The following is a 26,380-nucleotide window of genomic DNA, read 5'->3' as shown; positions in this document are numbered from 1 at the left end:
AGATGATACAACTGAGCCGGATCCATAAAAAATTCAACGCGCATACGGTAAATGAAGTTTATGCGTTGAGGGATGTGAGCCTTGAAATCAGTGAAGGCGAGTTTGTCACCGTTATCGGCACCAACGGATCAGGGAAATCTACGCTCCTCAATATGGTGGCAGGCACAACGTTCCCCGATTCAGGAACTATTATGCTTGCAGGAAAAGATATTACAAAAAAGAAAGAGTTTGAGAGGGCGCACACTATCTCACGGGTCTTCCAGAATCCTTTCATGGGAACTGCCCCGGATATGACCATAGCTGAAAACCTCCTTCTCGCATTTCTCAGGGGCAAGCGGCATTATCCAAAAATGGGACTCAACACAGAACGCTTGGAATCCTTCAGAAAACAAGTGGCAGAGCTTGAGATGCAGCTTGAAGAAAGACTTGATACAATCATCGGAACGCTTTCCGGTGGACAGCGTCAGGCAGTGAGTCTGCTTATGGCTGTGATCCGGGAACCGAAGGTACTTCTTCTTGATGAACATACGGCAGCCCTTGATCCGAAATCAGCGTCTCAAATAATAAGATTGACAAGAAAATTTATTGAGCGGGGAAATCTTACAACCCTTATGGTAACGCACAGCATGCGGCAGGCTCTCGAACTGGGAACCCGTACGATCATGATGCATCAGGGCAGGATCATCGATGATATCGACGAAAAGGAAAAGACACGACTTACAACGGATGACCTTCTCGATAAGTTTACAGAGCTGAGAAAATCGGAAATGCTGACCGATGATATTATTGAACAGTTGAGAAGGGAATATCTATAAATACGATCCGGTATTAACTCTGTCTGTCAAGAATTTCCCGTACTTTATTCAGGAATTTATCGGGTAACAAAGGCTTTGTGATAAAATCGTATTCGTTTTCATCAACGCCTTTGTCGTAGACCATGTCGAATGTATATCCGCTCATAAATAGCGCTTTAATGCCAGGCACGAACATCTTTGTTGCATTATAAACATCTATACCGTTCTTGTGCGGCATAATAGAATCGAGAACCAGGAGCGATATACCTTTGTGCTCTCTGAATCTTTCAATTGCTTCCTTTCCGTTTACTGCCTCGATGACTGTATAGCCGTGCTCACCGAGAATGTCTTTGACAAAAAGCCTCACGTCTTCATCGTCCTCTGCAACAAGAATTATCTCTTTCCCCCCTTTTATAAGTTCAACCGAAGGCCGTATATTATCGGCAGTGCTTTTGACTACAGGAAGATAGATGTTGAAGGTAGTCCCCTGATTGGGCCAACTGTCGGTGGTGATATAGCCTCCGTGTTGTTTTACAATCCCGTAGACAGTGGATAGACCGAGTCCTGTACCCTTTCCGATAGCTTTAGTTGTAAAAAAGGGATCGAAGATGTTTTCTTTTGTCTTTGCGTCCATGCCTATACCAGTATCAGATACTGCAACGAGTGCATATTGTCCTATTTCGCCAAACCCGTGACCCAACACGAACTCTCTGTCCAGTTCAAAGGCTTTTGTTGTAATGCTTAAATTCCCTCCTTTTGGCATTGCATCTCTCGCATTGGAAACGAGATTGAAAAGGATTTGATCAATCTGGCTTGGATCTGCCATAATTGCAATATCCTCCGCGCTCAGGTCGGTTGTAAATGCAATATCCTCGGTAATGAGACGTTTCAGAAGCTTCTCAGCTCCCCTGACGGCATTATTGATGTTTAATGGTTTTAAAGCGATGGGTTGCTGTCTGCTGAAGGCCAGGAGACTTTGCGTCAGGCTTACTGCCTTACGGGAGGCCGACAGTATTTGTTCCACATATATCCTTAAGGGATCTGCTTCATCCATTTTCATTTGAAGAAGGGTGCCGAATCCTATTAGAACGGTAATGATATTGTTGAAATCGTGGGCTATGCCGCCTGCCAGTGTGCCTATGGCCTCCATCTTCTGGGCCTGACGGAGCTGTGATTCGAGTACTACCTCCTTTGTGATGTCAATCAGCGTTCCAAAGGAAGCCGGTTTTCCATTGTACATGATAAAATTTCCCAGAATTTTTATTGTAATAACCTTCCCGTCCTTTCTTACTGCCTTCAGTTCATATTCGCTTTGACATGTATCGCCATTCATACGTTTTTCAAGGTTCTTTCGTACTTTTTCCCGTTCGTCGGGAAGGACAATATCCAGGGGGCTCATTTTATCGATGATTTCCTTATAGGTGTATCCGGATATCTTACAGAACAGGGGATTGACAAATCTGAAGAGGTTGTCCTGAATAATAAAAGACCCTACAAGGGAATTTTCCACCACGGTGCGGTATTTTTCCTCTGACTCACGGAGGGCGATCTCGGCGGACTTCCGTTTTGTTATATCTTCTATGGTTCCTTCAAGATATATGCAACGGCCTCCCCCGTCACAAACAGCGCGAGCATTCATGGAGACCAATACGATACTTCTGTCTTGCCTGTACAACTGTACCTCAAAACCTTCAGCGTATCCCTGCTCACTGATAAGTTTTCTCAAACGGGTTCTGTCTTCAGGATTGACATAAAATTGGCCGATGTCTTTGATACATTCAATCATATCCTGCGGAGAGGTAAAACCGGCCATCCGTGCCAGGGAGGGGTTTACATTTAACACCTCACCATCCGGTGTGGCCTGAAAAATACCTTCTATTGCATTCTCGAAGATATTACGGTATTTTTTTTCGCTTTCCTGTAATTCTTCTACAGCCCTTTTCCTTACCAATATTTCAGCCTGAAGCTTTTTGTTTGTTTCCTTCGATTCATTCAGAGACCTGACCATTTTTTGTTGTATGCTGTTTATTGCAAGAATGAGCGGCATTACATACACAACAAAACATGCGATCTGTATAATCCATCCAGCAGGCGCCGATATATGGCTGATAATATCGGGCTTCATGGTGATCATACCTGTGCAAATACCTGTACCGATTAATGATGCAGTCAGGACGCCGGCGCACATAGCAATGATTCCAGCCCTTACGCCGAGAAAAACCCCTGCGAAGATACAAAGTACGGTGAGGCTCGCAAAACCTGCGCTCGCAAGCCCCATGTGGATAAGAGAATACAGAACATCTATATAGATAAGACCAAGCAATGCTGAAAATATGAAAATGACAGATATCCGTCGGCGAAAAAAAAGAATAATCATGGCAGAGAGATACATGCCCGTATGTAAAAATACTGCGAGATACCAGCCGTATTGTATTGACCGGTAGATTGAAAAAATGAGCGCAATACCCCCAAAAACTCCGCCCACCAGAAACATTATATCGAAAAGCCGGGTCAGGACTATGCGCAACTCTTCCTGTACATTTTCGGTTTTACAGGAATTTTTACAGGCATTCAGTACATGTTTTACAACTGTTCTCATTAATACCCCCTAATACCCCCATTTTTTGATGATGAACATGCTGTTTTTACATTGTTGAACCTCTTAATACCTGTCGGCATTGTTTAAATTTATTAATATTTTTTTATTCTATATTGTTTGTAAAGAAATGTGTACAAAAAATTTATATCTGTGAAAATATTGTCTTTATTTGGATGACAGTTTATGGGAAACTTATTTCTTTTGCCGGGGCACCTACCTGGCAGGTGGGTCGTGCGGGCAACTTACCCTGGCTAGAATGCAAATTGGAATTACTTCCAGAAACCTAAGAGTTCATAAGCGTTTTGAAAGCCGATCAACTCCATAGCATTGTCATCCTGTATGAGTTTCCTAATAACTTCATAGTTCTTTTTTATTCCGGGAACACCGGGGAAATCAGAACCGAAAAGGTATTTATGGCTAAATCTTTTCATGGAAGGGAAGTATTCTAAAAGATTCTTTGGCGGAAGCCCCGATACATCGATATAGACATTTTTATAACTTTTTATCATAAACTCCGCAATCTGATACCAGAATCCCCTGCCGCCATGGCAAAGGATTACCTTCATATCCGGGAAATCACTTATGACATCATCGAAGGTGTAGGGGTCGGCATGTCTCATCTTTGCGCCCTTAAAAAGGGTTGTGCCTGCATGGAACATAACAGGCAAGCCTTCTCTCTGGCATTTTTCATACACAGGGTAGAGTTTACTGTCATTTGCATAAAAAGAGCCGTGGATAGAGTGGATTTTTAATCCTTTTGCCCCGTGTTTAAGCTGATTCTCGAATTCATGCATAAGATCAGTGTGATAATTCGGGTTCAGATTTGCAATAGGAATTAACTCCGGGTGATATGCATGGATCTCCTGGGCGCGCTCGATGGGCATTACCCCTGCGGTGAGAGGCGAATATTCGGGGATCAGAATGCCCCCTATAACCCCTTCGCCTTTAATAACGTCACCATACTCCTGCGGCAGTTGCCGCCCGTTTTTATCAAATATTTCCGGCACGTATGGGCCAATGTCCATCCATACCTCTTTTGCCCGTTCCGTCCATTCAAATCTGTGTCCTACGTGGAGGTGCACGTCAATTATCTTCATAATGTTTTTATCCTTGTTTCCGACGTTTATTTTACTTGAAGCCAATTCAGCTACCAGATAAATTTATCAGCATCTTTCTCGCCCGGAGTTCTCAGGATTACCACATCCTTTATCAATAACCATACGCGCATCGAGGGCACAGACGCCTGATCCGTTTTTAAAGAGTCGTAATGGATTGATGTCCATTTCCTTTATTTCCGGGAATTCCGCAAGTATCCACGATACTCTTACAATGGAATCGACGTATCCGTCAATATCTGCAGGCCCCATGCCCCTGACTCCCTTCAGGATAGCATAAGATTTAAGTGATTCGATTTTCTTCCTTACAAAGAATGCATCGGCAGGACACAGGCAGGTACTGATATCTTTAAAAGCCTCCACGTATATGCCCCCGAAACCGAAAACAACTACAGGACCAAAGGATTTATCGGATTTACCTCCGATGAACATATCGTAACCCTCGTCAGCCATTGTCTGTATCCGTACCCCTTCAAAACGGGCGTCCTTCTTGTATCCCCCAAGATTCCGGCGTATCTGTGAAAAACATCTCCTGACCCCATCCTCATCTCTGACCCCTATAAAAACCCCGCCGGCATCGGTTTTGTGAAGAGCATCAGGTGATATAACCTTCATCACTACCGGATATCCCGTCTTTTTTGCCAGTTTGACTGCATCTTTCTCATTCCCTGCAATACCAGAGGCTACTACCGGGACGCCGGACATGCGAAGCAACTCAAGAGAATCTTCACCGGTCACCTCTCCATGAGCATTGATCCATTTTCGAAAATCGTCTTTATTAAAATATGAGTTCTTTGGAAGCGCCTCTTGACCGGTATACTTTCTTGCATGCCAGTTTTTCTGAAAGGAGAGTGCCCGTACCATCTCCTCCGGATTATTGAATATCGGATAATTCGAATGTTCCTTTATTGTGTGCAGGTACCCGGAAAGTCCATAGAGGCAAACACCCAGAGGTTTCCCTGCTGAAAGAATAGAGCCGTAGGTCTCCTTTGACAGGTCCGTTAAGAACAGACCGGTAAAAACGTTATCCCCCGCAGGCATCTTTGGCTTTTGACCGATATAAATTGCACCGTCAACATTATCATTGTGCATTACCTCGTAAGTTACGTGGGCTACCATATGCGGATCGTAAATATCTCCCATATCGAGAGGATTGGAGAACTTTATCACTCCTGCATTGGCAAAATTGTTCAAACTCTTATAGAATTCTTCACCGGGATCGGCAAACGCAAAGCCTGCTTTTTCACACAAATCCGCACCAATAACAGCAAACCCGCCTGCCGGACTCATGACCATAATCCGGTTCCCGCGCATGGGAGGAAGCACAAAAGCTTTGGCAACAGCCACAAGATCCCCGTAATTGTGGATTCGAATGATTCCCGCTTCCTCAAAAGCCGCATCTATAACATCCTCATCATTACTGAGCGCGCTGGTATGGCTTAACGCAGCCCTTTCTCCGGCTGATGTGGTGTTCGATTTATACACTACTATAGGTTTTCTGACCTTCCTGGCGACCTGGATAAGGCGGTTGCCGTTGCCGATACTTTCAAGGTACATACAAATAATATCCGTTTCAGGGTCCTGGTCCAGATACTCAAGAAAATCGGCTTCATCAAGGTCAAGCTTGTTTCCAATGCTGATAAACTTTGCCATCCCTACATTTTCGTCGGCGAGCAGGTTGAAGAGCATTAGACCGACGCCGCCGCTCTGGGTTATAACGGACATTCCTCCCCTTGTGGGCGGGTAAATTGGAACGAAAGGAAGGCAGAGGCCATTGCCCGTATTGGCCACGGCAATACAGTTCGGGCCCATGAATCGGATATTGTATTTCCTTGCAGCCATTAAAAGAAGAACAGACAGTCTCTCTCCTTCTTCTCCGAATTCAGAAAACCCTCCGGACAGAATGGCCATTCGCGTGATTCCGAGTTTTCCGCATTTTTCAACCGATTCAGGGACAAAGCGGGCAGGTATAAGGCATACCGCAAAATCAGGAACTTCCGGCAGGTCTTCAACCTCCTTATACATCTTTATCCCGCTGACGTTCAACTCGTCGTTCTTCGGATTCACTCCAAAAATGCGTCCCCTGTACCCCCATCGCAGGAGATTTTCCAGAATCAGCTTGGGGATATTATTGGCCTTGGCCGATAGTCCGATAATGACTATTGATTGCGGGTAGAAGATCTTTTCCATAATACAAGCACCTCACTCAGGTCGTCGATAAACATTATTCTAACATGGCAGCCCAAAATACTCCAGTGGTTGATAGATGTATAATTCCCTGCAATGTTGTATACTATATTTGAAATCAATAGTTGTGTACAGGCAACTGACTATGAAAGATAAGGATAAAACAAAAACACAACTCATTAATGAACTTGCAGTGATGCACCAGAGAATTACCGAACTGGAAAAATCGGAAACTGAGCTCAAGCAAGAAAAAGAGATACCGTGGAAGAGTGAAGAAAAATACCGTGCTTTAATAGAACATGCAAGTGACGCAATAATTGTTGCTGACTCTAAGGGAAACTTCCTGGAGGTGAACAAAAAGGCAGAAGACCTTCTGGGTTATTCGAGGAAAGAATTAGTGGGTATGAATCCAAGACATATTCACCCAAAGGAAGAGCTTAAAAAAGTAATACATGATTTCTCAAGGATGGCGGCAGGAGAAATCCATTTCTGTTACGACACAAAAGTATTAAGAAAAGATGGCAGGCTGGTACCTGTTGATATAACAGGAACTCCCGTTGAGTATAATGGAAGAACTTTAGTCCAGGGGATTTTCAGGGATATCACAGAGCACAAGCAGATTGAAGAGGAACTCAAGAAAGCTACAGAGAAATACCGTGATATATTTGAAAATGCCATGGATGGCATATTTCATACGACCCCTGAAGGACAATCTATCATTGTAAACCCCGCTACCGCTAAATTATTGGGGTATGCGTCGCCAGAGGATTTGATCAGGTCTGTCAAGGACATGGGTACCCAAATTTATGCATATCCTGAGGATCGTGATAAAGCACTCAGATTGATGGAAGATCATGGCTTCATCGAGAATTTTGAAGCTCAGTTCCGCCGTAAGGATGGAAGTATTGTCTGGGGATTATTAAATGCCCACCCCATCTGTGATCAAAAAGGCAATATTCTTTACATTCAAGGTACGGTTCAGGATATAAACAAACGCAAGTTAGCCGAAGAGGCACTACGGGGGGAAGAAGCACGATACCGGGACCTGGCTGATTCGTTGCCGCAGACCGTTGTAGAATGCGATGACAAGGGGCACATTACATTCGCAAATTTTAACAGCTTCAAGATCTTTGGCTATACAAAAGAAGACTTTAAGAAGGGTTTGAATATCTTCCAGATGATTGTCCCCGAGGATCACGATAGGGCGAGAAAAAATATCCTACGAGTATCCCTTGGAAAACAACAAGTCGGTAACGATTATACCGCTGTAAAGAAAGATGGTAGTACATTCCCTGTTCTTATTTATACAAGCGCTATTATTCGTGAAAAGAAGCCTGTTGATTTGAGGATTATTTTGATAGATATCACCGAGCGCAAGCGAGCGGAGGAGGCGCTGCGGGAGAGTGAAGAAAAATACCGCTCCATCTTCGAAAATGCCATTGAGGGTATGTACCAGGCCTCACCTGGAGGACGATACATAAGTGTCAATCCTGCCCTTGCCAGAATGCACGGTTTTGAATCGCCCCAGGAGATGATAACAACCGTTACAGATATTGGAAGCCAGATATTCATAAGCCCCGAAGCTCGGAAACAATACAGGGAAATACTTGAAAAAAAAGGCACTGTCGTTAACTTCGAATTTGAACTCTATCGTAAGGATAGAAGCAAAATATGGGTTTCCACAAACGCTCGTGTTGTTCGTAACAAGGACGGTGAGACGCTCTATTATGAAGGCAAGGTTGAAGACATCACTGAGCGCAAACGGGTGGAGGAGGCGCTGAAACGATCGGAGAGCCGCCTTTCCAGCATTATCGAATTTCTTCCTGACGCCACCTTTGTGATAAATCTTGAAGGGAAAATTATTTCATGGAACAGGGCTATCGAAGAGATGACCGGTTTTTCTGTGGAAATGATGCTCGGCAAGGGCGACTATGAATACGCCATACCTTTTTATGGAGAGAGACGCCCCATCCTCGTGAACTTCCTATTTTTGTGGGATGATGATATTGCAAAGAAATATTCATTCATAAGAAAGGACGGCGATACGCTCTATACCGAAACAGATGTACCCTACGTACGCGGTCAGAACAGGACGCTATGGGCCAAGGCGAGCCCTCTTTATGACGCCAAGGGGAATGTCATCGGGGCGATTGAATCCATCCGTGATATTACTGAGCGGAAAAGGCTGGAAACAGAACTCATGCACGCCCAGAAGATGGAAGCAATCGGCACCCTTTCAGGAGGTATTGCCCATGACTTTAACAACATTCTTATGGGCATTCAGGGTTATGCATCGCTCATGATGCTGGACATCAGTACAGAGCATCCTCACTACGAGCGGCTAAAACGTATCGAAGAGCAGGTAAAAAACGCATCAGACCTTACCGGGCAACTGCTTGGTTTTGCAAGGGGCGGGAAATATGTGGTCAAACCGGTCAATATGAATGAACTGATTGAAAAGACCTCCAACATGTTCGGCAGAACCAAAAAGGAGATTGCCATTCATCGAAAATACGAAAGGGACATATGGGCTGTAGAGGCAGACATGGGCCAGATCGAACAGGTACTGCTCAACCTTTACCTCAATGCCTGGCAGGCTATGCCTGCAGGAGGAGACCTTTCCATTGAGACTAAGAATATTGTCGTTGGCGAGAATTATACAATACCTTATTCGACGACGTTCGGAAGGTATGTACGGATATCCATAAGCGACACCGGTGTAGGCATGAATGAGAAAACGAAAGAAAGAATTTTCGAACCCTTCTTTACCACAAAAGAGCTTGGCAGGGGTACCGGATTGGGTCTTGCAATGGTTTATGGCATTATAAAAAACCATAACGGTTTCATCGACGTAATTAGTGAGCCTGACAAGGGAACTACATTTGCACTCTACTTCCCCGCATCAGAGAAGGATATAGCGAAAGAGACATCCGGAGTTCCGGAAATTATGAGAGGCACAGAGACAATCCTTGTAGTCGATGATGAGCCCGATGTCCTTGCGGTGAGCAAAAATATTCTTGAGTCCCTCGGGTACAACGTATACGGAGTTAAGAACGGAGAGGAAGCAATTATACTCTATAAAGAAAAGAAAGACGTAATCGACCTTATTGTTCTCGATATGATCATGCCGGGACTCTCGGGAAGTGAAACCTTTGACCGTATCAGGGAATTGAACTCTTCAGCGAGGATAATCCTCTGCAGCGGCTACAGCTTAAACGATCAGGCACAGCAGATTATGGATAAAGGATGCCACGGGTTTATCCAAAAACCCTTCAATATAGCCAATATTTCCATGAATATCCGGAAGGTATTGGAAAAGTAGGCGGTAAAATAAGGTTGCCCCGATCTCTTCCTTCCTCTGTCTCGTAAAAAATAATCATTTCTCACAGTAAAACATGCCAGGTGGTAATAATCATTTGTTGACTTTGGCTGAGCTTGCAGGTGGGATGTTCGTATTCAAAAAATATGACCGACTATCATAGCTGCCATGGGACATAAATTACAACTGTCACAATACAGTTTTTCTTGAAACTTATACCGGAGAATATGTTAATTTAAGGCATGTCCAGGGCATATCCCGAAGATATTCAAGGCAGACTTTTTATCCTTGGTGTGATACACCGGGATGACAGAGGCGCTGAGCTGCTCCAGAAATGGCTTTCAAGCATCACTCCTGAAGTGATTACGCTGGAGTTCTCCAATTATGGCCTGACATTCAGAAAAGAGAGGGGCATGGAATACAAAAAAAGACTTGAGGCAGTCCTGAACAAGATGAAGGACGATAATGAGCCCTACAATAGAGACGCACTCTCCCAGCTTTTTGCTTATATCAACATGCCTTATGAGTATGAGGTTACATCCCGATATGCTGAAGAGCACAATGCGTCGTTGCATCTTATAGACATGGACGATTTCTCTTATCTCAAGCTTCAGAAGACAGATGAACTGTTTGAAGAAAAGAATATAAGGCAACTCCTTTACGGGGAAACCGGGACCGGAGGCAGCAAAGAGAAGGCTGCTGCAAGACTTTTTTTTGAAAAGGGGGTAAGGGTTTTTCCCTATACCGATGAGATGTATATCAGGGACAAGTATGTAAGCAGCAGGATATCGGTATTGATGAAACATCATAAACATAAACAATTTCTCCATATCTGCGGATGGCAGCATTTGCAGGACCCTTACGGGTTGTATGCCCCATTTAATCCTGGAAAGGCGTTTTTCTATGATAAAACTTTTTGTGTTTGACCTCGGAAATGTAATCCTGCCCTTTGAGCACAGGCAGATTGCGGCAAAACTCTATGAGAAATCGGAGAAAAAAACGGCAATATCGCCTGATGATATTTTTAAGTTCCTCTTTGACAGGGGAAAGGGGGTTGTAAATATCTATGAAACAGGCCAGATATCTTCCATTGAATTTTTTTCCCAATTAAGGGAACATTACCGCCTTGCTATGGATTTTGAGGAGTTCAAGGGTATATGGAATCCTATTTTCAGTGAGAACCTTCAGGTGAGTGATGCAATATCTTATTTAAAGTCAAAAGGTTACCCTGTTTTTTTACTCAGTGACACAAACGAGCTTCACTTCACTTATGTTACCGAAACATACCCCATTGTTCATAAGATGGATGAATGGATTCTCTCTTACAAGGTGGGTGTTAAGAAACCTGTGAAAAGGATCTACGATGTGATATTCGAGAAGACGGATGTGGACAGGGATGAAGTCTTTTATATTGACGACATTGAGAGATATGTAGAGGCTGCAAAGGGTTTTGGCATTAACGGGATGGTCTTTCGGGATGCAGACGGATTGTGGCAGATGTTAAAAGAAAATGGAATATAGGCAATAAAAAAGATTGTTCAGTGTTCAAGGTTTAAAAACATTGAACATAGGACACAGGACAGGAGCTTATGCAATGATTCAATACCCCGATATAGATCCGGTACTCATAAAATTTGGTCCGCTTGCAGTGCGATGGTACGGCCTTATGTATATTTTCGGTTTTGTTTCTTCATATCTGCTTGTTATGTACCAGATAAAAAAGAGGGCATTGAAAATAGAGAGGACACAGGTTGATGACCTCTATTTTTACCTGATACTGGGTCTTATTATCGGGGCACGGCTGGGGTATATATGCTTCTATAATCTAAGTTTTTATCTGGAGAATCCCCTTGAGATATTTGTTCTATGGCATGGGGGGATGTCGTTTCACGGAGGGCTGATAGGAACATTCATTACCGGTTATATAGTTATCAAGAAAAAAGGTCTTAAATTTTTTACAATGCTGGACCTTATTGTGCCGACTGGTCCTGTGGGCATAGGACTGGGAAGGCTGGGCAACTTTATCAACGGCGAGCTTTTCGGAAAGCCTTCGGATATGCCATGGGCGATGATATTCCCTCAGGGCGGTAACATCCCGAGGCATCCTTCGCAACTGTATGAGGCATTTTTTGAGGGACTTGTCCTGTTTGTTATTCTCTGGTTGTATAAAGACAGAAAAAAAAGAGAAGGCGATGTCTTTGCGCTTTTTCTGATGCTCTATGGTATTTTCAGATTTGTTTGTGAATTTTTCCGGGAGCCTGATTTGCAGATCGGCTACATACTGGGCATGGTAACCATGGGGCAGATATTGAGCGGCATGATGCTGTTTACAGGTCTTTTCCTCAAGTATTTCTATCTCCCAAAATACAGTAAAAAATGAAAGCAGAAAGAGTAGCAAAGGGTCAAATCTTTACTCCTGGGCGTTCTGTCAAGAGATAAAGATTTTTTTAATATCCAACAACTGGCTTACTACGATCACAAAAGAACGGGCGGTTTTAACGGTTCCACGACTTTTAGAGGCGTTGCTGCAGGAACAATCGATACAGGGGCAAAAACCTTCTCAGGCACAGCAGTAAGTGTGGCAAAATGAAACACGGAAGTTACCGTCTGCTCAGGATTACTGCCCGCTTTACTCTACCACCGAAAGCCGGTGCTGTTAATTGTACAAGCAATATACAGTAAAACTAATTACTTCCTAATATTGATTCGTATCCTTGGATTCAGATACTCCAAGGCAGGTTTAATGAGTTTTTTTTAGAATTTTGCAAAATTTAATAGAAACCTAATAATTCTCCAGTCCCTCACACTATCTTCCAATTTGTATTTGATGCTGTCGGCATAAGGGCTCCCCGCTCCGTCTTTTGACAGAATATTAGTTATGTGGTAGAATTTATTAACAAAATCATCAATACTTATTTATATAGACTTTTAAGAAAGGAGGCACAATGAAATTGCATATTATAGTTGAGCAGGATGAAGCCGGTTATTATGTTGCCGAAGTACCTGCTCTTCCTGGTTGTCTTTCTCAGGGGAAAACATATAAAGAAGCTGTTGCAAACATTGCTGAAGCTGTTGAAGGATGGCTGGAAGTAATGGAGTCCAAAAACACTTACGACCCCTCCAGGTATATTGAAGTTGCTGTCTGATGGGAAAGACATTAAGACTTTGCTCGGGTGCTGATGCTGTCCGTAAATTTCAGAGGGCTGGCTGGACAGCAGTCCGTCAAAAAGGTTCTCATTTAATGATGACAAAACCAGCATATCAGTGGACATTATCCATTCCTCAACATGATGAACTCGGCCCTGGCCTTTTGCGTAAATTGATAAACCAGGCTGGTATAACTGAAGAAGAGTTTAATAAGCTTTAGCGTTTGGGGATATAATAAAAAACGATGAATAATCCTTTTTGTCCAAAAACCGGTGTACCGATGCATCGGGACAAAAGACCCATGACTCTCACCTATAAGGGTGAAAGTATTACATTTGATATGCCCGGTTGGTATTGCGATGCTTCAGATGAGAGCATCCACACGGAGCAGGATATGAAAGTTTCTGATCGAATGCTAAACTACCTCAAGGCACGAGTTGAGGGCTTGCTTGAGCCGGAGGAAATACGCCGTATCCGAAGATAACTTGCCGTAAATCAGACAGAAGCCGGCCATATAATAGGCGGCGGTCCGCGTGCTTTTCAGAAATATGAATCCGGAGATTTGCTACCAAGCCGAGCGATAAGTAGCGTTCTTACACTTCTCGATCATGATCCCAAGGGATTGATGGTTCTTAAAAAATGGCAGGGCAAATCACCTTCTCGTGGAAATGAGAAAAGGCCACTGGAAAGATAAACAGCATGGAACACAAACAGAAAAAGCATTTCCCAGTAATTTAACAATTTGGATGATATACATGGTCTGTTTTTGGTAGTAGGGCCTATGTTTTATTGGTAAACCGCCCTGCCGCAAAATCATGCGGCAGGGCTCTCATTATTTGAATTTATGAAAGTCCTTGTTTCTCTCGTAAAGAATTTTAAGACCATCCAGGGTGAGGAACTCGTCCACTTCATCGATTGAGCCTGAATTCTTAAATATGAGGTTGGCAAGCCCTCCGGTAGCTATTACGTAGGGATTAGTTTTAACCTCTTCCTGTATCTTCTTTACTATTCCATCCACAAGACTTACATATCCGTACGATATGCCTGATTGCATGGCGTTTACGGTATTTTTCCCGATGACATTCTTCGGTCTTATCAGTTCTATCCTCGGGAGTTTTGCTGCCCTCTCAAAAAGGGCTTCAAGGGAAATCATAATTCCCGGCGCAATAGCGCCGCCAACATACTCGCCCTTAGGGGTTATATAATCAAAGGTTGTTGCAGTTCCGAAATCTACAATAATAAGGGCGGTTTTATGCTTATCGTAGCCTGCAACGGCGTTTACAATCCTATCCGCGCCCACTTCCTGAGGATTTTCGTAGAGTATGGGCATCCCGGTTTTGATGCCGGGACCTATTACAATAGGCTTGATCCCCATATATCTTCCGCAGAAAATCTCAAAGGGAATTAAAAGCGGCGGGACTACGCAGGATATAATGGCGCTGTCTATCTCGCTGAGCTTTATTTTATCTATGTAGAGCAGGCTGTTAATAAGTATGGCATATTCGTCAACGGTCTTGTGGACGATGGTGCTTAATCTCCAGTGGTTTACCAGCTTGTCGCCCTTGTACACTCCGAAAACTATATTAGTATTCCCGATATCAATAACTAAAAGCATTGTTTATACCTCGTATTTTATTCATGGTTCACAGCTCACGGTTCACGGTTTTTAAAATCCAAATTAAAAAAATCCTAAAAAATTACATCCCCTGCTATTATTCTATTTATCTCCCCGTCTATATTGAGGAGCAGTGCACCTTTATTATCTATACCTTCGGAGATGCCTTTGTATATCTGGCCCATCTGGTTTATCTCCAGATATTTACCTTTTATGCATGACCTGTCTTCCCAGATACGACAAACCTCATTTTCACCATTCTGTTTGAAAATAAGGTAATATTTCTCCAGATTTGAGAGCAGAATACCACATACACGAGCTCTTTCAAATAGAATTTTTGTTTCAATGAAGAGGGATGTAGCCTTCTGTTCAATCTCTTCGCTTATTTCCTTTTCCTTCATATTTATGTCCAACCCGATACCCACGACAACAAATCTTACCATGTCGGTCTCAGTGGAAAGTTCAAGCAGCGTGCCGCACATCTTCCTCCCGTTGATAAGCAAATCATTGGGCCATTTAAGTGTCGGTTTTATGCCTGTTATTGTCTCAACAGTGTCATAAACGGCAAGAGAGGAAATAAATGTTATGGCGTATACGTTTGAAGGATGAACATGCGGTTTAAGTATTATTGACAGGTACAGGTTTTCTCCAGCCGGTGAAAACCAGATTCTGTTCAATCTCCCTCTGCCGGCCTTCTGTGCATCGGCAAGAACACATGTTCCTTCAGGAGCGCCATCAAGAGCAAGTTTGAATGCGTATGAATTTGTTGAATCGACAATTTCTTTATATACTATCTCTTTCCCTATAAAGTCTGTATTCAAATGCCGGTCTATTTCCCAGGTATACAGTTTATCGGGGGTTTTAATGAGTTTGTATCCTCTTCCTTTCAATTTTGCAATATTATACCCGAGCCGCTCAAGATGATGTATATACTTCCATATGGCTGTCCTTGATATGCCCAGCTCTGTGGAAATGAAATCTCCGGAAACGTAGTCCGGTTTTTCTCTTAAAAAAGTCAATATATCTCTGATTCTATCCATTTTCTACCCTGTCGTAATGCGAAAAATACATAGTAAAAGATGCTCTTCCTTGTGAAAGGGACCTTACATCTGTGGAATAACCGAACATCTTTGTCAGAGGTGCATATGCCTGAACCACAGTAACCTTATCTTTTGTTAACAAGTTCGCAATCTGGCATTTTCTTGCATTTAAATCACCTATAACCTCACCAAGGAATTCATTCGGCACTGTTATGCCAAGAGACATAATGGGAAGGAGAAGTTCAGGGCTTGCATCGTTACATGCTTTTTTGAACCCTTCGTATGCCGACATCTTAAGGGTAAGGCGGGCAAAATCCGGGTTGTTGAATGATGCATCCTTTATGTCCACTTTGATATCCGTCAAAGGAAAGCCCTTGACAATGCCAACATTGGATGATTCGGCAATGCCTTCTTCGATAGCAGCGATGTATGGAAAGGCGGGATGTTCCTCGGTAATATGACAGACAGTAGCAATACCTTTTCCTCGTCCGTTCGGGGTTACGCTCAATGATACCCATCCTTTACAGAGGATGTTGTTTATCGTTTTTTCAAATGTATGCTCAATAGACGCAGAAGCTTCAATAGTTTCCTTATACACAACCTGCGGTTTGCCTACCTGGAGATCAATGCCGAACTCTTCCTTGATTCTCCTTACAACAACATCGAGATGGAGTTCTCCCATGCCGGAAACAATCGTCTGATATGCATTTTCATCAGTCTTAAGAATAAATGTAGGATCTTCTTCGGATATTCTTTGGAGCACCTGATTAAGTTTGTCCTGGTCTATATTCCGTCGCGGCTCGACAGCTATGGAGATGACAGGCTGATATATCTCAATGGATTCGAGCAGAATCGGCTTTGTTTTGGTCAGGGTGTGACCGGTGGATGTTTCCTTCAGACCGACAATGCCGACTATTGCACCGGCCTTTGCTTCGTTTACCCTGTCTTTATGATTCGCATGAATTTTATATATTCTTGAAATCTTTTCTTTCTTTCCGATATTTACATTGAAGACATCCTCTCCGACCTTTATCTCCCCGGAGTATATCCGTATATAGGTAAGCTTTCTGCCCTCTTCCATGACAACCTTGAATGCAAGAGCTGATAAATCCTCATCGCTTCTTACCTGCCTTGTCTCAAGCTCGCCGGTTTCGGGATTCTTGCCCTGAATAGGCGGGACATCAAGCGGGGAGGGGAGATAACGGATTATCCCGTCTAAAAGAGGTTGAATGCCTTTATTCCTTAGCGCTGCGCCGCACATAACAGGCACGCATTTCAAGGAGATGGCAGCCTTCCGTATCGTATCGTGTATTACAGACTCTTCAATTTCATGCCCTTCCAGATAGAGTTCCATGAACTCATCATCAAGAAGCGACAATTTTTCAAAGAGTTTTTCACGATATTCCATGGATATATTTATATATGCTTCAGGGATTTTGATAAACCTGTAAGTTGCCCCCAGATCTTCTTCGTCCCAGACAACAGCTTTCATTGCGATCAGATCAACAATACCAAAAAAACCGTCTTCTTTGCCGAGAGGGATTTGCAATGGAATTGGATTTGTTCCGAACTTGTCTATCATCATATCTATGACATTAAAATAGTCGGCGCCGATTCTGTCGAGTTTATTGATAAAGGCGATCCTTGGAACCCTGTATCTGTCTGCCTGGTGCCAGACGGTTTCCGACTGTGCCTCAACTCCGCCAACCCCGCAAAAAACAGCAATCATGCCGTCCAGCACCCGGAGAGACCGCTCGACTTCAATAGTAAAATCAACATGGCCCGGCGTGTCTATAATCTGAATCTCGTGGCTGTCCCAGTAACACGTTGTGACGGCAGAAGTAATGGTGATGCCTCTCTCCTGCTCCTGAGGGAGGTAGTCCATTGTCGCTGTTCCTTCATGGACTTCCCCTATTTTGTAGGTTTTGCCGGTATAATAGAGGATGCGCTCCGATACGGTGGTTTTCCCAGCATCTATGTGCGCTGCAATCCCTATGTTGCGTATTTTTTTCAGTCTCTGGACTTCTTTTTTCATCAGGCTAAAATATCGCCTATCTAAGGAGGAAAAGTCAATACTGAGAAGATGTTGAAAGGGGGGATAAGCTTATTTTAGATACGCCTGTCCTCGCTTGGCGGGGGCTACACGGCTTTTAAAACTCCTTAACCGCAGTGAATAGTCGTTAGTGAATAGTGAATAGTTAAAGGCATTTTATTAAACCAGTGCTCATTTTTATTGGTTTCATTAATGAAGGTATGGATATCCATACCTTCAGCTTTCTTCAACTCTTTGAAATTCTTTATCTTGTCTTCCATAACTATTCACTATTCACTGTTTTACCCGCTTCACAAGTTCTCCCATCCCTTCAACTATGTCCCGCATTAAGCGGGATTAAACCGTATACTATATACTATTCACTACCTTTTCATATTTCCTTTTTTTAACTTTTCACTATTCACTATCTACTATTCACTATTCACTGTCCGCGGCCTTTTCTTACCGTATGGGATGTTAGGCATCTGCTGCTGTACATGGTCACAGAAAACCTGCAGATCATAGAGATATTTTTCAACGTCTTCTCTTATATATGTTCCAAGACCCTTATCAAAGGTTGTCTTTATGGATATAAGGCCTTTCACCTGTTTTTTCACGGATACTGGTTTTGTATTATTCGGGTCAGGTTTGACTTCTTTGTATGCGGTGAGCATCCTTTCCAATGTGGCATTGGTTACCGGTGTCTTTATGACAGCATCGAATATGTTTTCTAGGTCAGGACATTCGAGGTTTGCGGCGAAGAGATACCCCTGGGAAACGAGGAGGTTTCCTGCCTGGATTGATGCCTGAATTTCAGGAGAAAGTTTTAAAAGTGAAATCGTGCGGAACAAGGATGTATAAGCTTTCCCAGAGATTTGCATGATTGCATCCACAGTGGATGCAAAAGATGCCGACACATCCTCAAGCCTCCTCTTGTAGCTCACCAACTCGCTCATTACCCCGTTCACATCGTACCCGTTATCGGGATGTTTTGCCTGAATAAAAGAGAGTATCCCCTTTGCCTGATCCATAGGATTCAAGTCTTCTCTCTGGAGATTTTCTGTCAGTTGAAGGGCTATGGTCTCACCTAATCCTTTGCCTGCTTCAATAATTCTTATTGGTACGGATTCAAATCCAAGTTGCCGGGCTGCCACAAGACGCCTCTCTCCACATATGAGTATATATGTCCCGTCATCCTGTGCGGTTACAATAAGCGGTTCTAAAATACCCTTATCTTTGATTGACTGTATAAGAGATTTAAATGATTCTGTTTCAATATTAATGCTTGACCGAACCTGTTCCAACACCACGATGTTTGCTACGGGAATGTATAAAAAACTCAGGATTTACACTCGTCTTCTTTGTTACTATAATTACCCCCTTTATTATTTTAGTGAATAGTCGTCAGTATATAGTGAATAGTTAAAAAATTCAGTGCCAACCGTTGCCATTCTATTCACTATCTACTATTCACTATTCACTGCTTTTAATCTCACTTGATGGTGCTTTTTATTGTAGATATATAGAAACAATGTGTCAAGATGTTTCCGAGCTTTCTGCGGGGAATACCGGCGACCTTGTATCCTTTGTGTCGAACATTTTAGATCGGGATGTATTTTATGAAAAATTATTAGATGCACCTACAAGTCAAGCATTGACCGGATTTCAGCCTGAATTTCTGAAGAAAGTTTTAAAAGTGATATCGTGCGATGCACCGTCATTATTGACTTTCCGGCGATTTCAGAAATCGTTAACACAGTGTTAACGATTTCTTCCGAGAGGGTTTCGGGCTTACGGGTGTATCTAACCAGTTCACTCATAACCCCGTCCACATCATACCCCTTATCGGGGTGTCTTGCCTGAATATATGAAAGAATCCCTTTCGCCTGATCTATGGGATTTAAGTCTTCCCGTTGTAGGTTCTCTGTCAGTTGAAGGGCTATGGTATCACCTAATTCCTTACCTGCTTCAATAACCCTTACCGGCACTGATTCAAATCCCAATTGCCGTGCTGCCACAATACGTCTCTCTCCGCAGATAAGTAGATATGTCCCGTCATCCTGTCCTGTTACAATAAGTGGTTCTAAGATACCTTTATTTCTGATCGATTGTATGAGAGATTTAAATGATTCTGTTTCAGTACTAATGTTTGACCTAACCTGTTCCGATACTACAATCTTGTCTACGGGAATGTACAAAAACTCAGGATTTACACTTGTCTTTCTTGTTGCCATATTCCCCCCTTATTATTTCAGTGAATCCCCCGTCAAGCGAGGACAAGCTCCCGTCAAGCGAGAGCAGGCGTCGTCAGTCGATAGTGAATAGTCGCAACCTATTAACTACCATCATCATTATTATTATTCACTGTTCACTATCAACTATTCACTATTTACTGCCTTTAATCCCCCGTGATGATGTTATTTATTGTAGTAATTTATAAACAATGTGTCAAGACATTTTAGAGCATTCTGCAGGGATGACAGGCGTTATGCATTCTCTATGTGTCGAGTAAATCAGTTGGGAATGTATTTTATGAAAAATTGGGTAGTACACCTACAATTCGTGTCTAAAGCCTTTTAACTTTGATCATGAATTATGGAATGAAATGTTGATTTTATAAAAAGTGCCGTTGGTGCAAAAAACAAGACCTGGCCCCCAGCCTGCCTTTATAAGAAAATGAACACTGCGTTAACAAACGCTTGACATCAGATGGGCTTGAGGTATATACAGCTAATATAATCTTACGAAAAAATGAGGTGCACATGGCCAACGAAGAGCATCTTGGATTAATAACAAAAGGTCCGAAAACTTGGAACAAATGGAGACACACTAACCCCCGTGTTACACCTAACTTGGCAGTTGCTGATTTACAAGGAATGAATCTTAATGGCGTGAACCTTGTTCGAGCCAATCTAAGAGGAACAAACCTCAGCGATACCAATCTTAAATGGGCAAATCTTGCTTTGTCGGATTTATCTGGAGCAGACCTTAACAGGGCAAATCTTTCTGGTGCCTGCCTTAAAAACACTGTTTTTTTTGAAACTAATCTTATTAACACATATCTGGTGGGTGCAGATTTAGATACAACCGATTTGAAAGAGGCAGATACAAGCAATGCAGATTTTGGCGATATTCAGTTATTTCTGGGGCGTATAAAAAGACTTGTAATATACTATTGGGGGCGTATCATAAGGCTCTGCATGTAATTGATCTTCATATTAGAATACTGCTATAAATAGTCATTACTATGAATTTTAACTCTGAACAATTAAGCGTAATCGATAAAATTGATGGTCCGTTACTTGTTCTCGCGCCTGCAGGAACCGGTAAAACCACTATTCTTGCAGAGCGTATACGAAAAGCTATTAATAAAGGAATCTCTCCGGAAAAAATGTTGTGCTTAACATTTACTAATCTTGCAGCAAAGCAATTAAGAGACCGTGTTGCACAGTATGAACCTGACGCAGCAAGGCAAATATGGATGGGGACATTTCATGGTTTTTGTGCCCTGGTGCTCTACAAAGAGGCAAAGAAGGTTGGCTTGCCATCTGATTATGTTATTTACGATGAAGAAGATAGTAAAGAATTACTTAAAAAAATAATGGATTCTGATTTAAATGACAACATTTTTATGGGTTCCGATTTAAATGACGATGCTCTTGCTGTTTTTGGTAAAGCTAAATCCAATGCCATTGATTCAGAATTAACTATGTCTGGTTATTCCGGGTATGGATTGCAACCTCCATACAGATTGATTTATCAACAGTATGCAAAAGAATTACGCAAAAGACATGCTATGGATTTTTCCGATCTTATTTACTATGTACGTGCTATCTTTGCCAATTTTAATGCGATTAAACAGAAATGGATGCAGCGGTTTAGTTTTATTCAAATTGATGAGATTCAAGATACTCACATGGCGGAGTATGATGTAATTAAAACATTGTCGCAAAATAACAACGTTGCCTTCTTTGGTGATCTTGACCAGTCAATATATGGGTGGCGTGGGGCTATGCCCGTAAAAGTAAAAGATAAATTTATCTCAGATTTTAAGCCAAAAATAATTAATCTGCATAAAAACTACCGTGCTACAAAAAAACTCCTGCTTGCTGCCGATAGCTTCAGTAAATCATCATTTCGGCATCGATTTACAAACCTTATACCCGATGAGAGTTGCGAAGAGGGCAACAATATAAAAGTCCATCTCGCCGATACAGGGGAAGAAGAAGCTGACTGGATTTGCAGTCAAATAGAAGACCTTACAAACGGTAATACACGCTGCAATTTTAAAGATATAGCAATTCTCTGCCGAACCAATAATTTAAGCCGTAATATTGGCAAGGTGCTTGAAGACTGGGGAATCCCATGTTTAACCGTTGACCAGTATCAGTTTTTCAAAAGACAAGAAATTAAAGATGCCCTTTCCTTCATGAAGCTTATTCTTAACCCTTATGATATTTCCGCAGCACACCGAATTGCTTTGCGTTTCGTGAAAGGTTTTGGTAAAGAGTCTCCTCTCCAGTCCATTTTGTCAAAGACTGAAGATTCAGGACTTTTCTTGTCTGATTTTTTTAATATTGAAACGCTCCGTTATGATGATCCATTTGGTCGATTGGTCGACTACTATTACAAAAAAGATTCCATCATGGTATTAGATACGGAAACCACCGGACTTACTCCATCCCAAGATAATATTATTCAAATAGCTTATCAAATATTGCATAAAGGCAAACCGGAAGAAATATTCAACAAGTACCTGAAATCAACAAAATCGGTTGGTAGCTCTTTTAATGTGCACAAAATATCTGACGATTATTTGCTTAAATATGGTGAAGAGCCAAATGATATTTTCGAGACATTACGAAAAGAATGCAAAAACCGCCTGATAGTTGGACACAATATTAAGTATGACATAAGCATGATCAATTCTCATGCTCATCGTTGCGGTATAGACTTGGGGCATTTATTGTTTGAAGATACTTATGAGATTGCAAGGCGGCTAATAAAAAGTGAGTCATACCGACTTGAAGATATCTGCCGAGAGTTAGAATTGAATGTACAATCTACGCATAATGCCCTGGATGACGTTTTGGCTACCGTTGAACTTGTTCATCGACTTATCCCAAGGATTGATAAGAAATGCGAACAACGAAAAACAATTATCAACAAATACAAATACATATTTGAAGATTATGCAAATAAATTAGAAGACTTGAGGCGATGCTCTCACGAGATGCGCCCAGTGGCACTATTACAATACATTATGGAAGAGTTTAATTTTAAAGAATATTACCGTACTGAAAAAAATCGTCTTGATAATCTGGATCAATTATTGAAGATTTTTGAAGAACATGACCGTATCGATCTTATTCCTTTTGATGCTCTTCATATGTTGGTGCAATATGTAAGCTTGGCACAGAATTTGGATCACTTGGTCGATAGGTCCAACAACATACTGGTTGCTCCAATACATCAGAGCAAGGGTCTCGAATTTAAATCTGTTTTTATTGCAGGAGCAGTAGATGGTTTTATACCCATTTTTCGTGGAGATAATCTGGAAGAAGAGAAACGACTTTTTTATGTGGCGATAACAAGAGCAAAAAGAAATCTATTTATAACAGGATTTAGACAATACAAAAATTTTAATAAGAAAATGACCCCTTTCTTGGACTATATTGATAGAGAGTTAATAGAATATTAATATTTTCTCAAGTTTCTATGTGGAAAAGCCTATGAACCAAATAAAATGTCGTCTGTAATCGCTGACAGAAAACACTTATCCTCGAAATCATCCTCCCCCACAACCTCATAGGCATCAGTCTTTTGGATACCTGCCTTTCGCAAAGCATCTTCAAGGTCAAAAGCTTCTGCTGTCACGTATTCATCATTAATCTTGAATGTATATTGCGGCATAATACACCCCCATAAATTTAGTTTTGCTAATTTAAATCTCATGCGCTGATCACAACGGTATGCCACCGGCAAGATTATCTACCCGATAAGTCCTGCAATAATCTGGTTCGCCTACCAGAGCTTTGCCTCCTGTGAATCTCTCCAGTCAGGATTTATCTCACTCAATGCATATTCAGCGTAATAACAGACATCTTTATCTTCATCTTTCAACGCAGCAATAAGGGGTTCTATAGCACGTTGGTCTTTAATTTCACCCAGTGCCCATGCAGCGGCAGAGCGGACATCTTTATCTTCATCTTTCAAGGCAGCAATAAGTGCTTCAACTGCTCGTGGGTCTTTGATTTCACCCAATGCACGTGCAGCGGCAGAGCGGACCACACTATTCCTGTCACCCAGTGCAGCAATAAGTGGTTCTACTGCTCGTGGGTCTTTGATTTTACCCAATGCTTCTACGGTCGCAGAACGGAAATATAAATAAATATGTTTTTTATTTTTCAAGGCAGCAATAAGTGCTTCAACTGCTCGTGGGTCTTTGATTTCACCCAATGCTTCTATGGCATACCCGAGGAGCCCCGGATCCTTATCTTTATTTTTCAAGACGGCAATAAGTGGTTCTACTGCTCGCGAATCTTTTATTTTAGCCAGTGCGGTTGCAGTGACCCAGCGGACCACACCATTCTTGTCACCCAGTGCAGCAATAAGTGGTTCTACTGCTCGTGGGTCTTTGATTTCACCCAATGCCATTACAGACGCAGTACGGACATTCCTACTTTTATCTTTCAAAGCGTCAAGAAGGAGGTCTACTGCTCGTGAATCTTTGATTTTAGACAGAGCATATATGGCAGCGTGGACATCTCTATTGCCTTCTGCAGAGTTGTGATCCCTTTTACCTTTTATTACAACAACAAGGGGTTCAACTGCTCGTGGGTCTTTGATTTCACCCAGTGCATATGCAGCTACAGAGCGGAAATATAGATGTTTATTTACATCCAACAAAATTGAAATTAATTCTAATACTTGACGTTTTGCTTCGTTTGAATCTCTCCAGTCAGGATTGATTGTATTGAGTGTATCAACAACTGCGGAGCGGAGATCTTCATCCGTATCTTTTAATTCAGCAATAAGGAATTCTACTGTCCGGGGGTCATTGATAAGGCCCAGTGCCTGTGTAGCTGCCAATCGGACATTTTTACTTCTACGCCTCAAAGCAGCAACGAGGGGTTCTACTGCTCGTGGGTCCTTGATTTTACACAATGCACTTGCACTTGCAGAGCGAACATCTTCATTTTTATCTCCCAAAGCTGCCATAAGGGGTTCTACTGCCCTTGGGTCTTTGATTTCACCCAAGGCAAATGCAGCATTCTTTTGGGCCGTGGGAGTTTCATTATTATCTATAAGACAGGCAATTAACTCAGAAATTTGATTTTTAGCTTCGTTTGAATCTCTCCAGTCAGGATATATTTTATCGAGGGTTTCCTTAACAACAGATAATAATTCCTCAGCGTCATTGCCCAGCATGGCAATAAGTGGTTTAACTGCGCGTGGATCGCCAATTATTCCGAGTTTTCGTGCAGCTTTATATCTTGATTTTACAGAATCGCTTTTGTCCTGCAATTGATTAATAAGGATTTCGAACCTATTCATTGTTCTAACCTCTCGACAGCATCGTTAAGAATTGGGGGCCAGATCTTTCTTTTTGCAGACATACCAAACTCAACCCTGTACTCAACCCCCTCCGCATAAAATCAATTGTGTTCCAATTCCCTTAAGATTTCAAGCAAAAACTTCTCAACTGCACCATTGAATACCACTTGCAATGAAGTATGCTGCTAATGAATGCCATAGGCGCCATTTCAGGAAGCTATACGTGCTTCAGGCAAAAACCACGCCGTATGCATCTAAGGCAAAGACCGCGCAGCCTGAATTTCAGGAAGGGCACACTTCAGGCGTTATCAGAGGGTGATTGCCCGAGGCGATCACGAATCATTTTCAGGATAACGAAGGACTCGCGTTCCCGTTCCTCCAGTGAACCCGTGATATAGTTGATCGTTTCACGGTAGTCCGGCATAAAGATCTTGGAGAGCGCGTTGCAGCGGCGTTGGGTTTTGCGAAGTTCCCGCGCCAGCCGCATTACGGCATTTTCCAGCTCCGCCAATTCCGCAAGCAGAGGAAGCACTTCAACAAAACGGCTCATGGCAATATCGGCATTTACCGAAGTTCCACTTATTCCAAACTGAACGCTGACCGGCTCCGTTTGCACCGTCACATGGGGAATCTTCATGCCCATAAGATGCTGATCCGAAATATCTACCTGGTGATCCATCTTTACGGCAAGAGCAGCACTGTCCAGAGCCTCGGACCCCCTGTCCAACTGGGCATAGCGAAGAGCTTCAAAAGCCCGACTGAGTGCTTTATCAACAGCTTGTTCGGCATCACGGGCACGACTGAGGCGGCTCATAAGTTCAAAGATAAGGATCTGTCGTTTTTGTTCGAGAAGATCGTAGCCTTCCTCGGCGAAGGCAAGTTGTTTTTTCAGCACGAGCAAATTCGATTTAGTCGGTGCAATATTCAGTTTTCCCATAGAGTCATTCTACCCGTTTATGTCCCCCTGAAGCAGCG

General features: G+C 42.5%; 20 protein-coding genes and 1 pseudogene. 10 read left to right on the top strand and 11 right to left on the bottom strand.

The genetic code is table 11. From position 1 onward, the window contains the following. The first annotated feature begins 2 nt into the window (after positions 1–2). Complete coding sequence (locus tag NT178_12775) at positions 3–815, top strand: ATP-binding cassette domain-containing protein (protein MCX5813399.1); 813 nt, start codon at positions 3–5, stop codon at positions 813–815. Between the two features lie 13 nt (positions 816–828). On the opposite strand, the gene NT178_12770 is transcribed toward NT178_12775, so the two are convergent. The 3 genes from NT178_12770 to NT178_12760 form a co-directional block, all read right to left on the bottom strand. Further along, positions 829–3,393 carry a PAS domain S-box protein gene (locus tag NT178_12770; GenBank protein MCX5813398.1) on the bottom strand — a complete coding sequence of 855 codons (2,565 nt, stop codon included), beginning with the start codon at positions 3,391–3,393 and terminating at the stop codon, positions 829–831. 269 nt (positions 3,394–3,662) lie between these two features. After that, entirely contained in the window at positions 3,663–4,490 is an 828-nt protein-coding gene (locus tag NT178_12765) for an amidohydrolase family protein (GenBank protein MCX5813397.1), read from the bottom strand. Between the two features lie 66 nt (positions 4,491–4,556). Further along, a complete protein-coding gene (locus NT178_12760; protein MCX5813396.1) occupies positions 4,557–6,698 on the bottom strand; it encodes an acetate--CoA ligase family protein in 2,142 nt (713 codons plus the stop codon). Positions 6,699–6,840: 142 nt separating this feature from the next. On the opposite strand from NT178_12760, the gene NT178_12755 reads away from it, so the two are divergent. The 7 genes and pseudogenes from NT178_12755 to NT178_12725 all read left to right on the top strand — a co-directional run bounded on the left by NT178_12755 (position 6,841) and on the right by NT178_12725 (position 13,855). Further along, a complete protein-coding gene (locus tag NT178_12755; GenBank protein MCX5813395.1) occupies positions 6,841–10,017 on the top strand; it encodes a PAS domain S-box protein in 3,177 nt (1,058 codons plus the stop codon). A 239-nt stretch (positions 10,018–10,256) separates the two neighbouring features. Continuing rightward, the gene (locus tag NT178_12750; GenBank protein ID MCX5813394.1) at positions 10,257–10,940 is read left to right on the top strand and encodes a hypothetical protein; all 684 of its coding nucleotides are present in this window, start codon (positions 10,257–10,259) and stop codon (positions 10,938–10,940) included. Beyond that, entirely contained in the window at positions 10,918–11,535 is a 618-nt protein-coding gene (locus NT178_12745; protein ID MCX5813393.1) for an HAD family phosphatase, read from the top strand. The genes NT178_12750 and NT178_12745 overlap by 23 nt, the downstream gene beginning before the upstream one ends. Positions 11,536–11,608: 73 nt before the next feature. Beyond that, positions 11,609–12,394 (top strand): prolipoprotein diacylglyceryl transferase, encoded by a 786-nt coding sequence (gene lgt, locus NT178_12740; GenBank protein ID MCX5813392.1) that lies wholly within the window; start codon positions 11,609–11,611, stop codon positions 12,392–12,394. Between the two features lie 565 nt (positions 12,395–12,959). Continuing rightward, on the top strand, positions 12,960–13,160 hold the full coding sequence (locus NT178_12735; protein ID MCX5813391.1) for a type II toxin-antitoxin system HicB family antitoxin: 201 nt from the start codon (positions 12,960–12,962) through the stop codon (positions 13,158–13,160). Then, a complete protein-coding gene (locus NT178_12730; GenBank protein MCX5813390.1) occupies positions 13,160–13,381 on the top strand; it encodes a type II toxin-antitoxin system HicA family toxin in 222 nt (73 codons plus the stop codon). Before NT178_12735 ends, NT178_12730 begins: the two co-directional genes overlap by 1 nt. Positions 13,382–13,405: 24 nt before the next feature. Next, positions 13,406–13,855 (top strand): annotated as a pseudogene (locus NT178_12725) (type II toxin-antitoxin system MqsA family antitoxin). Between the two features lie 138 nt (positions 13,856–13,993). Here NT178_12725 and NT178_12720 read toward each other — a convergent pair. The 5 genes from NT178_12720 to NT178_12700 all read right to left on the bottom strand — a co-directional run bounded on the left by NT178_12720 (position 13,994) and on the right by NT178_12700 (position 20,082). Further along, on the bottom strand, positions 13,994–14,776 hold the full coding sequence (locus tag NT178_12720) for a type III pantothenate kinase (protein MCX5813389.1): 783 nt from the start codon (positions 14,774–14,776) through the stop codon (positions 13,994–13,996). A 74-nt stretch (positions 14,777–14,850) separates the two neighbouring features. Then, on the bottom strand, positions 14,851–15,816 hold the full coding sequence (locus tag NT178_12715) for a biotin--[acetyl-CoA-carboxylase] ligase (GenBank protein MCX5813388.1): 966 nt from the start codon (positions 15,814–15,816) through the stop codon (positions 14,851–14,853). After that, positions 15,809–17,851, bottom strand: coding sequence for an elongation factor G (fusA, locus tag NT178_12710; GenBank protein MCX5813387.1), 2,043 nt, complete (start codon positions 17,849–17,851; stop codon positions 15,809–15,811). Before fusA ends, NT178_12715 begins: the two co-directional genes overlap by 8 nt. Positions 17,852–18,279: 428 nt before the next feature. Next, positions 18,280–19,176, bottom strand: coding sequence for a ParB/RepB/Spo0J family partition protein (locus tag NT178_12705; protein MCX5813386.1), 897 nt, complete (start codon positions 19,174–19,176; stop codon positions 18,280–18,282). Between the two features lie 312 nt (positions 19,177–19,488). After that, complete coding sequence (locus NT178_12700; protein MCX5813385.1) at positions 19,489–20,082, bottom strand: ParB/RepB/Spo0J family partition protein; 594 nt, start codon at positions 20,080–20,082, stop codon at positions 19,489–19,491. A 528-nt stretch (positions 20,083–20,610) separates the two neighbouring features. Between NT178_12700 and NT178_12695 the strand changes: the two genes are divergently transcribed. Both NT178_12695 and NT178_12690 read left to right on the top strand, forming a co-directional pair. Further along, entirely contained in the window at positions 20,611–21,054 is a 444-nt protein-coding gene (locus NT178_12695) for a pentapeptide repeat-containing protein (protein MCX5813384.1), read from the top strand. Between the two features lie 41 nt (positions 21,055–21,095). Further along, on the top strand, positions 21,096–23,549 hold the full coding sequence (locus tag NT178_12690) for a UvrD-helicase domain-containing protein (GenBank protein MCX5813383.1): 2,454 nt from the start codon (positions 21,096–21,098) through the stop codon (positions 23,547–23,549). Between the two features lie 29 nt (positions 23,550–23,578). Here the strand turns inward: NT178_12690 and NT178_12685 are convergent, their stop codons facing one another. From NT178_12685 to NT178_12675, 3 genes are all read right to left on the bottom strand, one after another. Continuing rightward, positions 23,579–23,761 (bottom strand): hypothetical protein, encoded by a 183-nt coding sequence (locus NT178_12685; protein ID MCX5813382.1) that lies wholly within the window; start codon positions 23,759–23,761, stop codon positions 23,579–23,581. A 111-nt stretch (positions 23,762–23,872) separates the two neighbouring features. After that, on the bottom strand, positions 23,873–25,405 hold the full coding sequence (locus NT178_12680; GenBank protein ID MCX5813381.1) for a HEAT repeat domain-containing protein: 1,533 nt from the start codon (positions 25,403–25,405) through the stop codon (positions 23,873–23,875). Positions 25,406–25,703: 298 nt separating this feature from the next. Further along, the gene (locus NT178_12675; protein MCX5813380.1) at positions 25,704–26,342 is read right to left on the bottom strand and encodes a V-type ATP synthase subunit D; all 639 of its coding nucleotides are present in this window, start codon (positions 26,340–26,342) and stop codon (positions 25,704–25,706) included. Positions 26,343–26,380: the final 38 nt, after the last annotated feature.

This window comes from Pseudomonadota bacterium, from assembly GCA_026388255.1.
Lineage (GTDB): Bacteria > Desulfobacterota > Syntrophorhabdia > Syntrophorhabdales > Syntrophorhabdaceae > JAPLKB01.
Note: the sequence above shows the minus strand (reverse complement) of the source record. Positions and strands in the feature narration are given on the sequence as shown.

Coding starts and splice junctions, on each gene's coding strand:
- NT178_12775 (MCX5813399.1), top strand. CDS start 3: ATGATACAACTGAGCCGGATCCATAAAAAATTCAACGCGCATACGGTA.
- NT178_12770 (MCX5813398.1), bottom strand. CDS start 3,393: ATGAGAACAGTTGTAAAACATGTACTGAATGCCTGTAAAAATTCCTGT.
- NT178_12765 (MCX5813397.1), bottom strand. CDS start 4,490: ATGAAGATAATTGACGTGCACCTCCACGTAGGACACAGATTTGAATGG.
- NT178_12760 (MCX5813396.1), bottom strand. CDS start 6,698: ATGGAAAAGATCTTCTACCCGCAATCAATAGTCATTATCGGACTATCG.
- NT178_12755 (MCX5813395.1), top strand. CDS start 6,841: ATGAAAGATAAGGATAAAACAAAAACACAACTCATTAATGAACTTGCA.
- NT178_12750 (MCX5813394.1), top strand. CDS start 10,257: ATGTCCAGGGCATATCCCGAAGATATTCAAGGCAGACTTTTTATCCTT.
- NT178_12745 (MCX5813393.1), top strand. CDS start 10,918: ATGATAAAACTTTTTGTGTTTGACCTCGGAAATGTAATCCTGCCCTTT.
- lgt (MCX5813392.1), top strand. CDS start 11,609: ATGATTCAATACCCCGATATAGATCCGGTACTCATAAAATTTGGTCCG.
- NT178_12735 (MCX5813391.1), top strand. CDS start 12,960: ATGAAATTGCATATTATAGTTGAGCAGGATGAAGCCGGTTATTATGTT.
- NT178_12730 (MCX5813390.1), top strand. CDS start 13,160: ATGGGAAAGACATTAAGACTTTGCTCGGGTGCTGATGCTGTCCGTAAA.
- NT178_12720 (MCX5813389.1), bottom strand. CDS start 14,776: ATGCTTTTAGTTATTGATATCGGGAATACTAATATAGTTTTCGGAGTG.
- NT178_12715 (MCX5813388.1), bottom strand. CDS start 15,816: ATGGATAGAATCAGAGATATATTGACTTTTTTAAGAGAAAAACCGGAC.
- fusA (MCX5813387.1), bottom strand. CDS start 17,851: ATGAAAAAAGAAGTCCAGAGACTGAAAAAAATACGCAACATAGGGATT.
- NT178_12700 (MCX5813385.1), bottom strand. CDS start 20,082: ATGGCAACAAGAAAGACAAGTGTAAATCCTGAGTTTTTGTACATTCCC.
- NT178_12695 (MCX5813384.1), top strand. CDS start 20,611: ATGGCCAACGAAGAGCATCTTGGATTAATAACAAAAGGTCCGAAAACT.
- NT178_12690 (MCX5813383.1), top strand. CDS start 21,096: ATGAATTTTAACTCTGAACAATTAAGCGTAATCGATAAAATTGATGGT.
- NT178_12685 (MCX5813382.1), bottom strand. CDS start 23,761: ATGCCGCAATATACATTCAAGATTAATGATGAATACGTGACAGCAGAA.
- NT178_12680 (MCX5813381.1), bottom strand. CDS start 25,405: ATGAATAGGTTCGAAATCCTTATTAATCAATTGCAGGACAAAAGCGAT.
- NT178_12675 (MCX5813380.1), bottom strand. CDS start 26,342: ATGGGAAAACTGAATATTGCACCGACTAAATCGAATTTGCTCGTGCTG.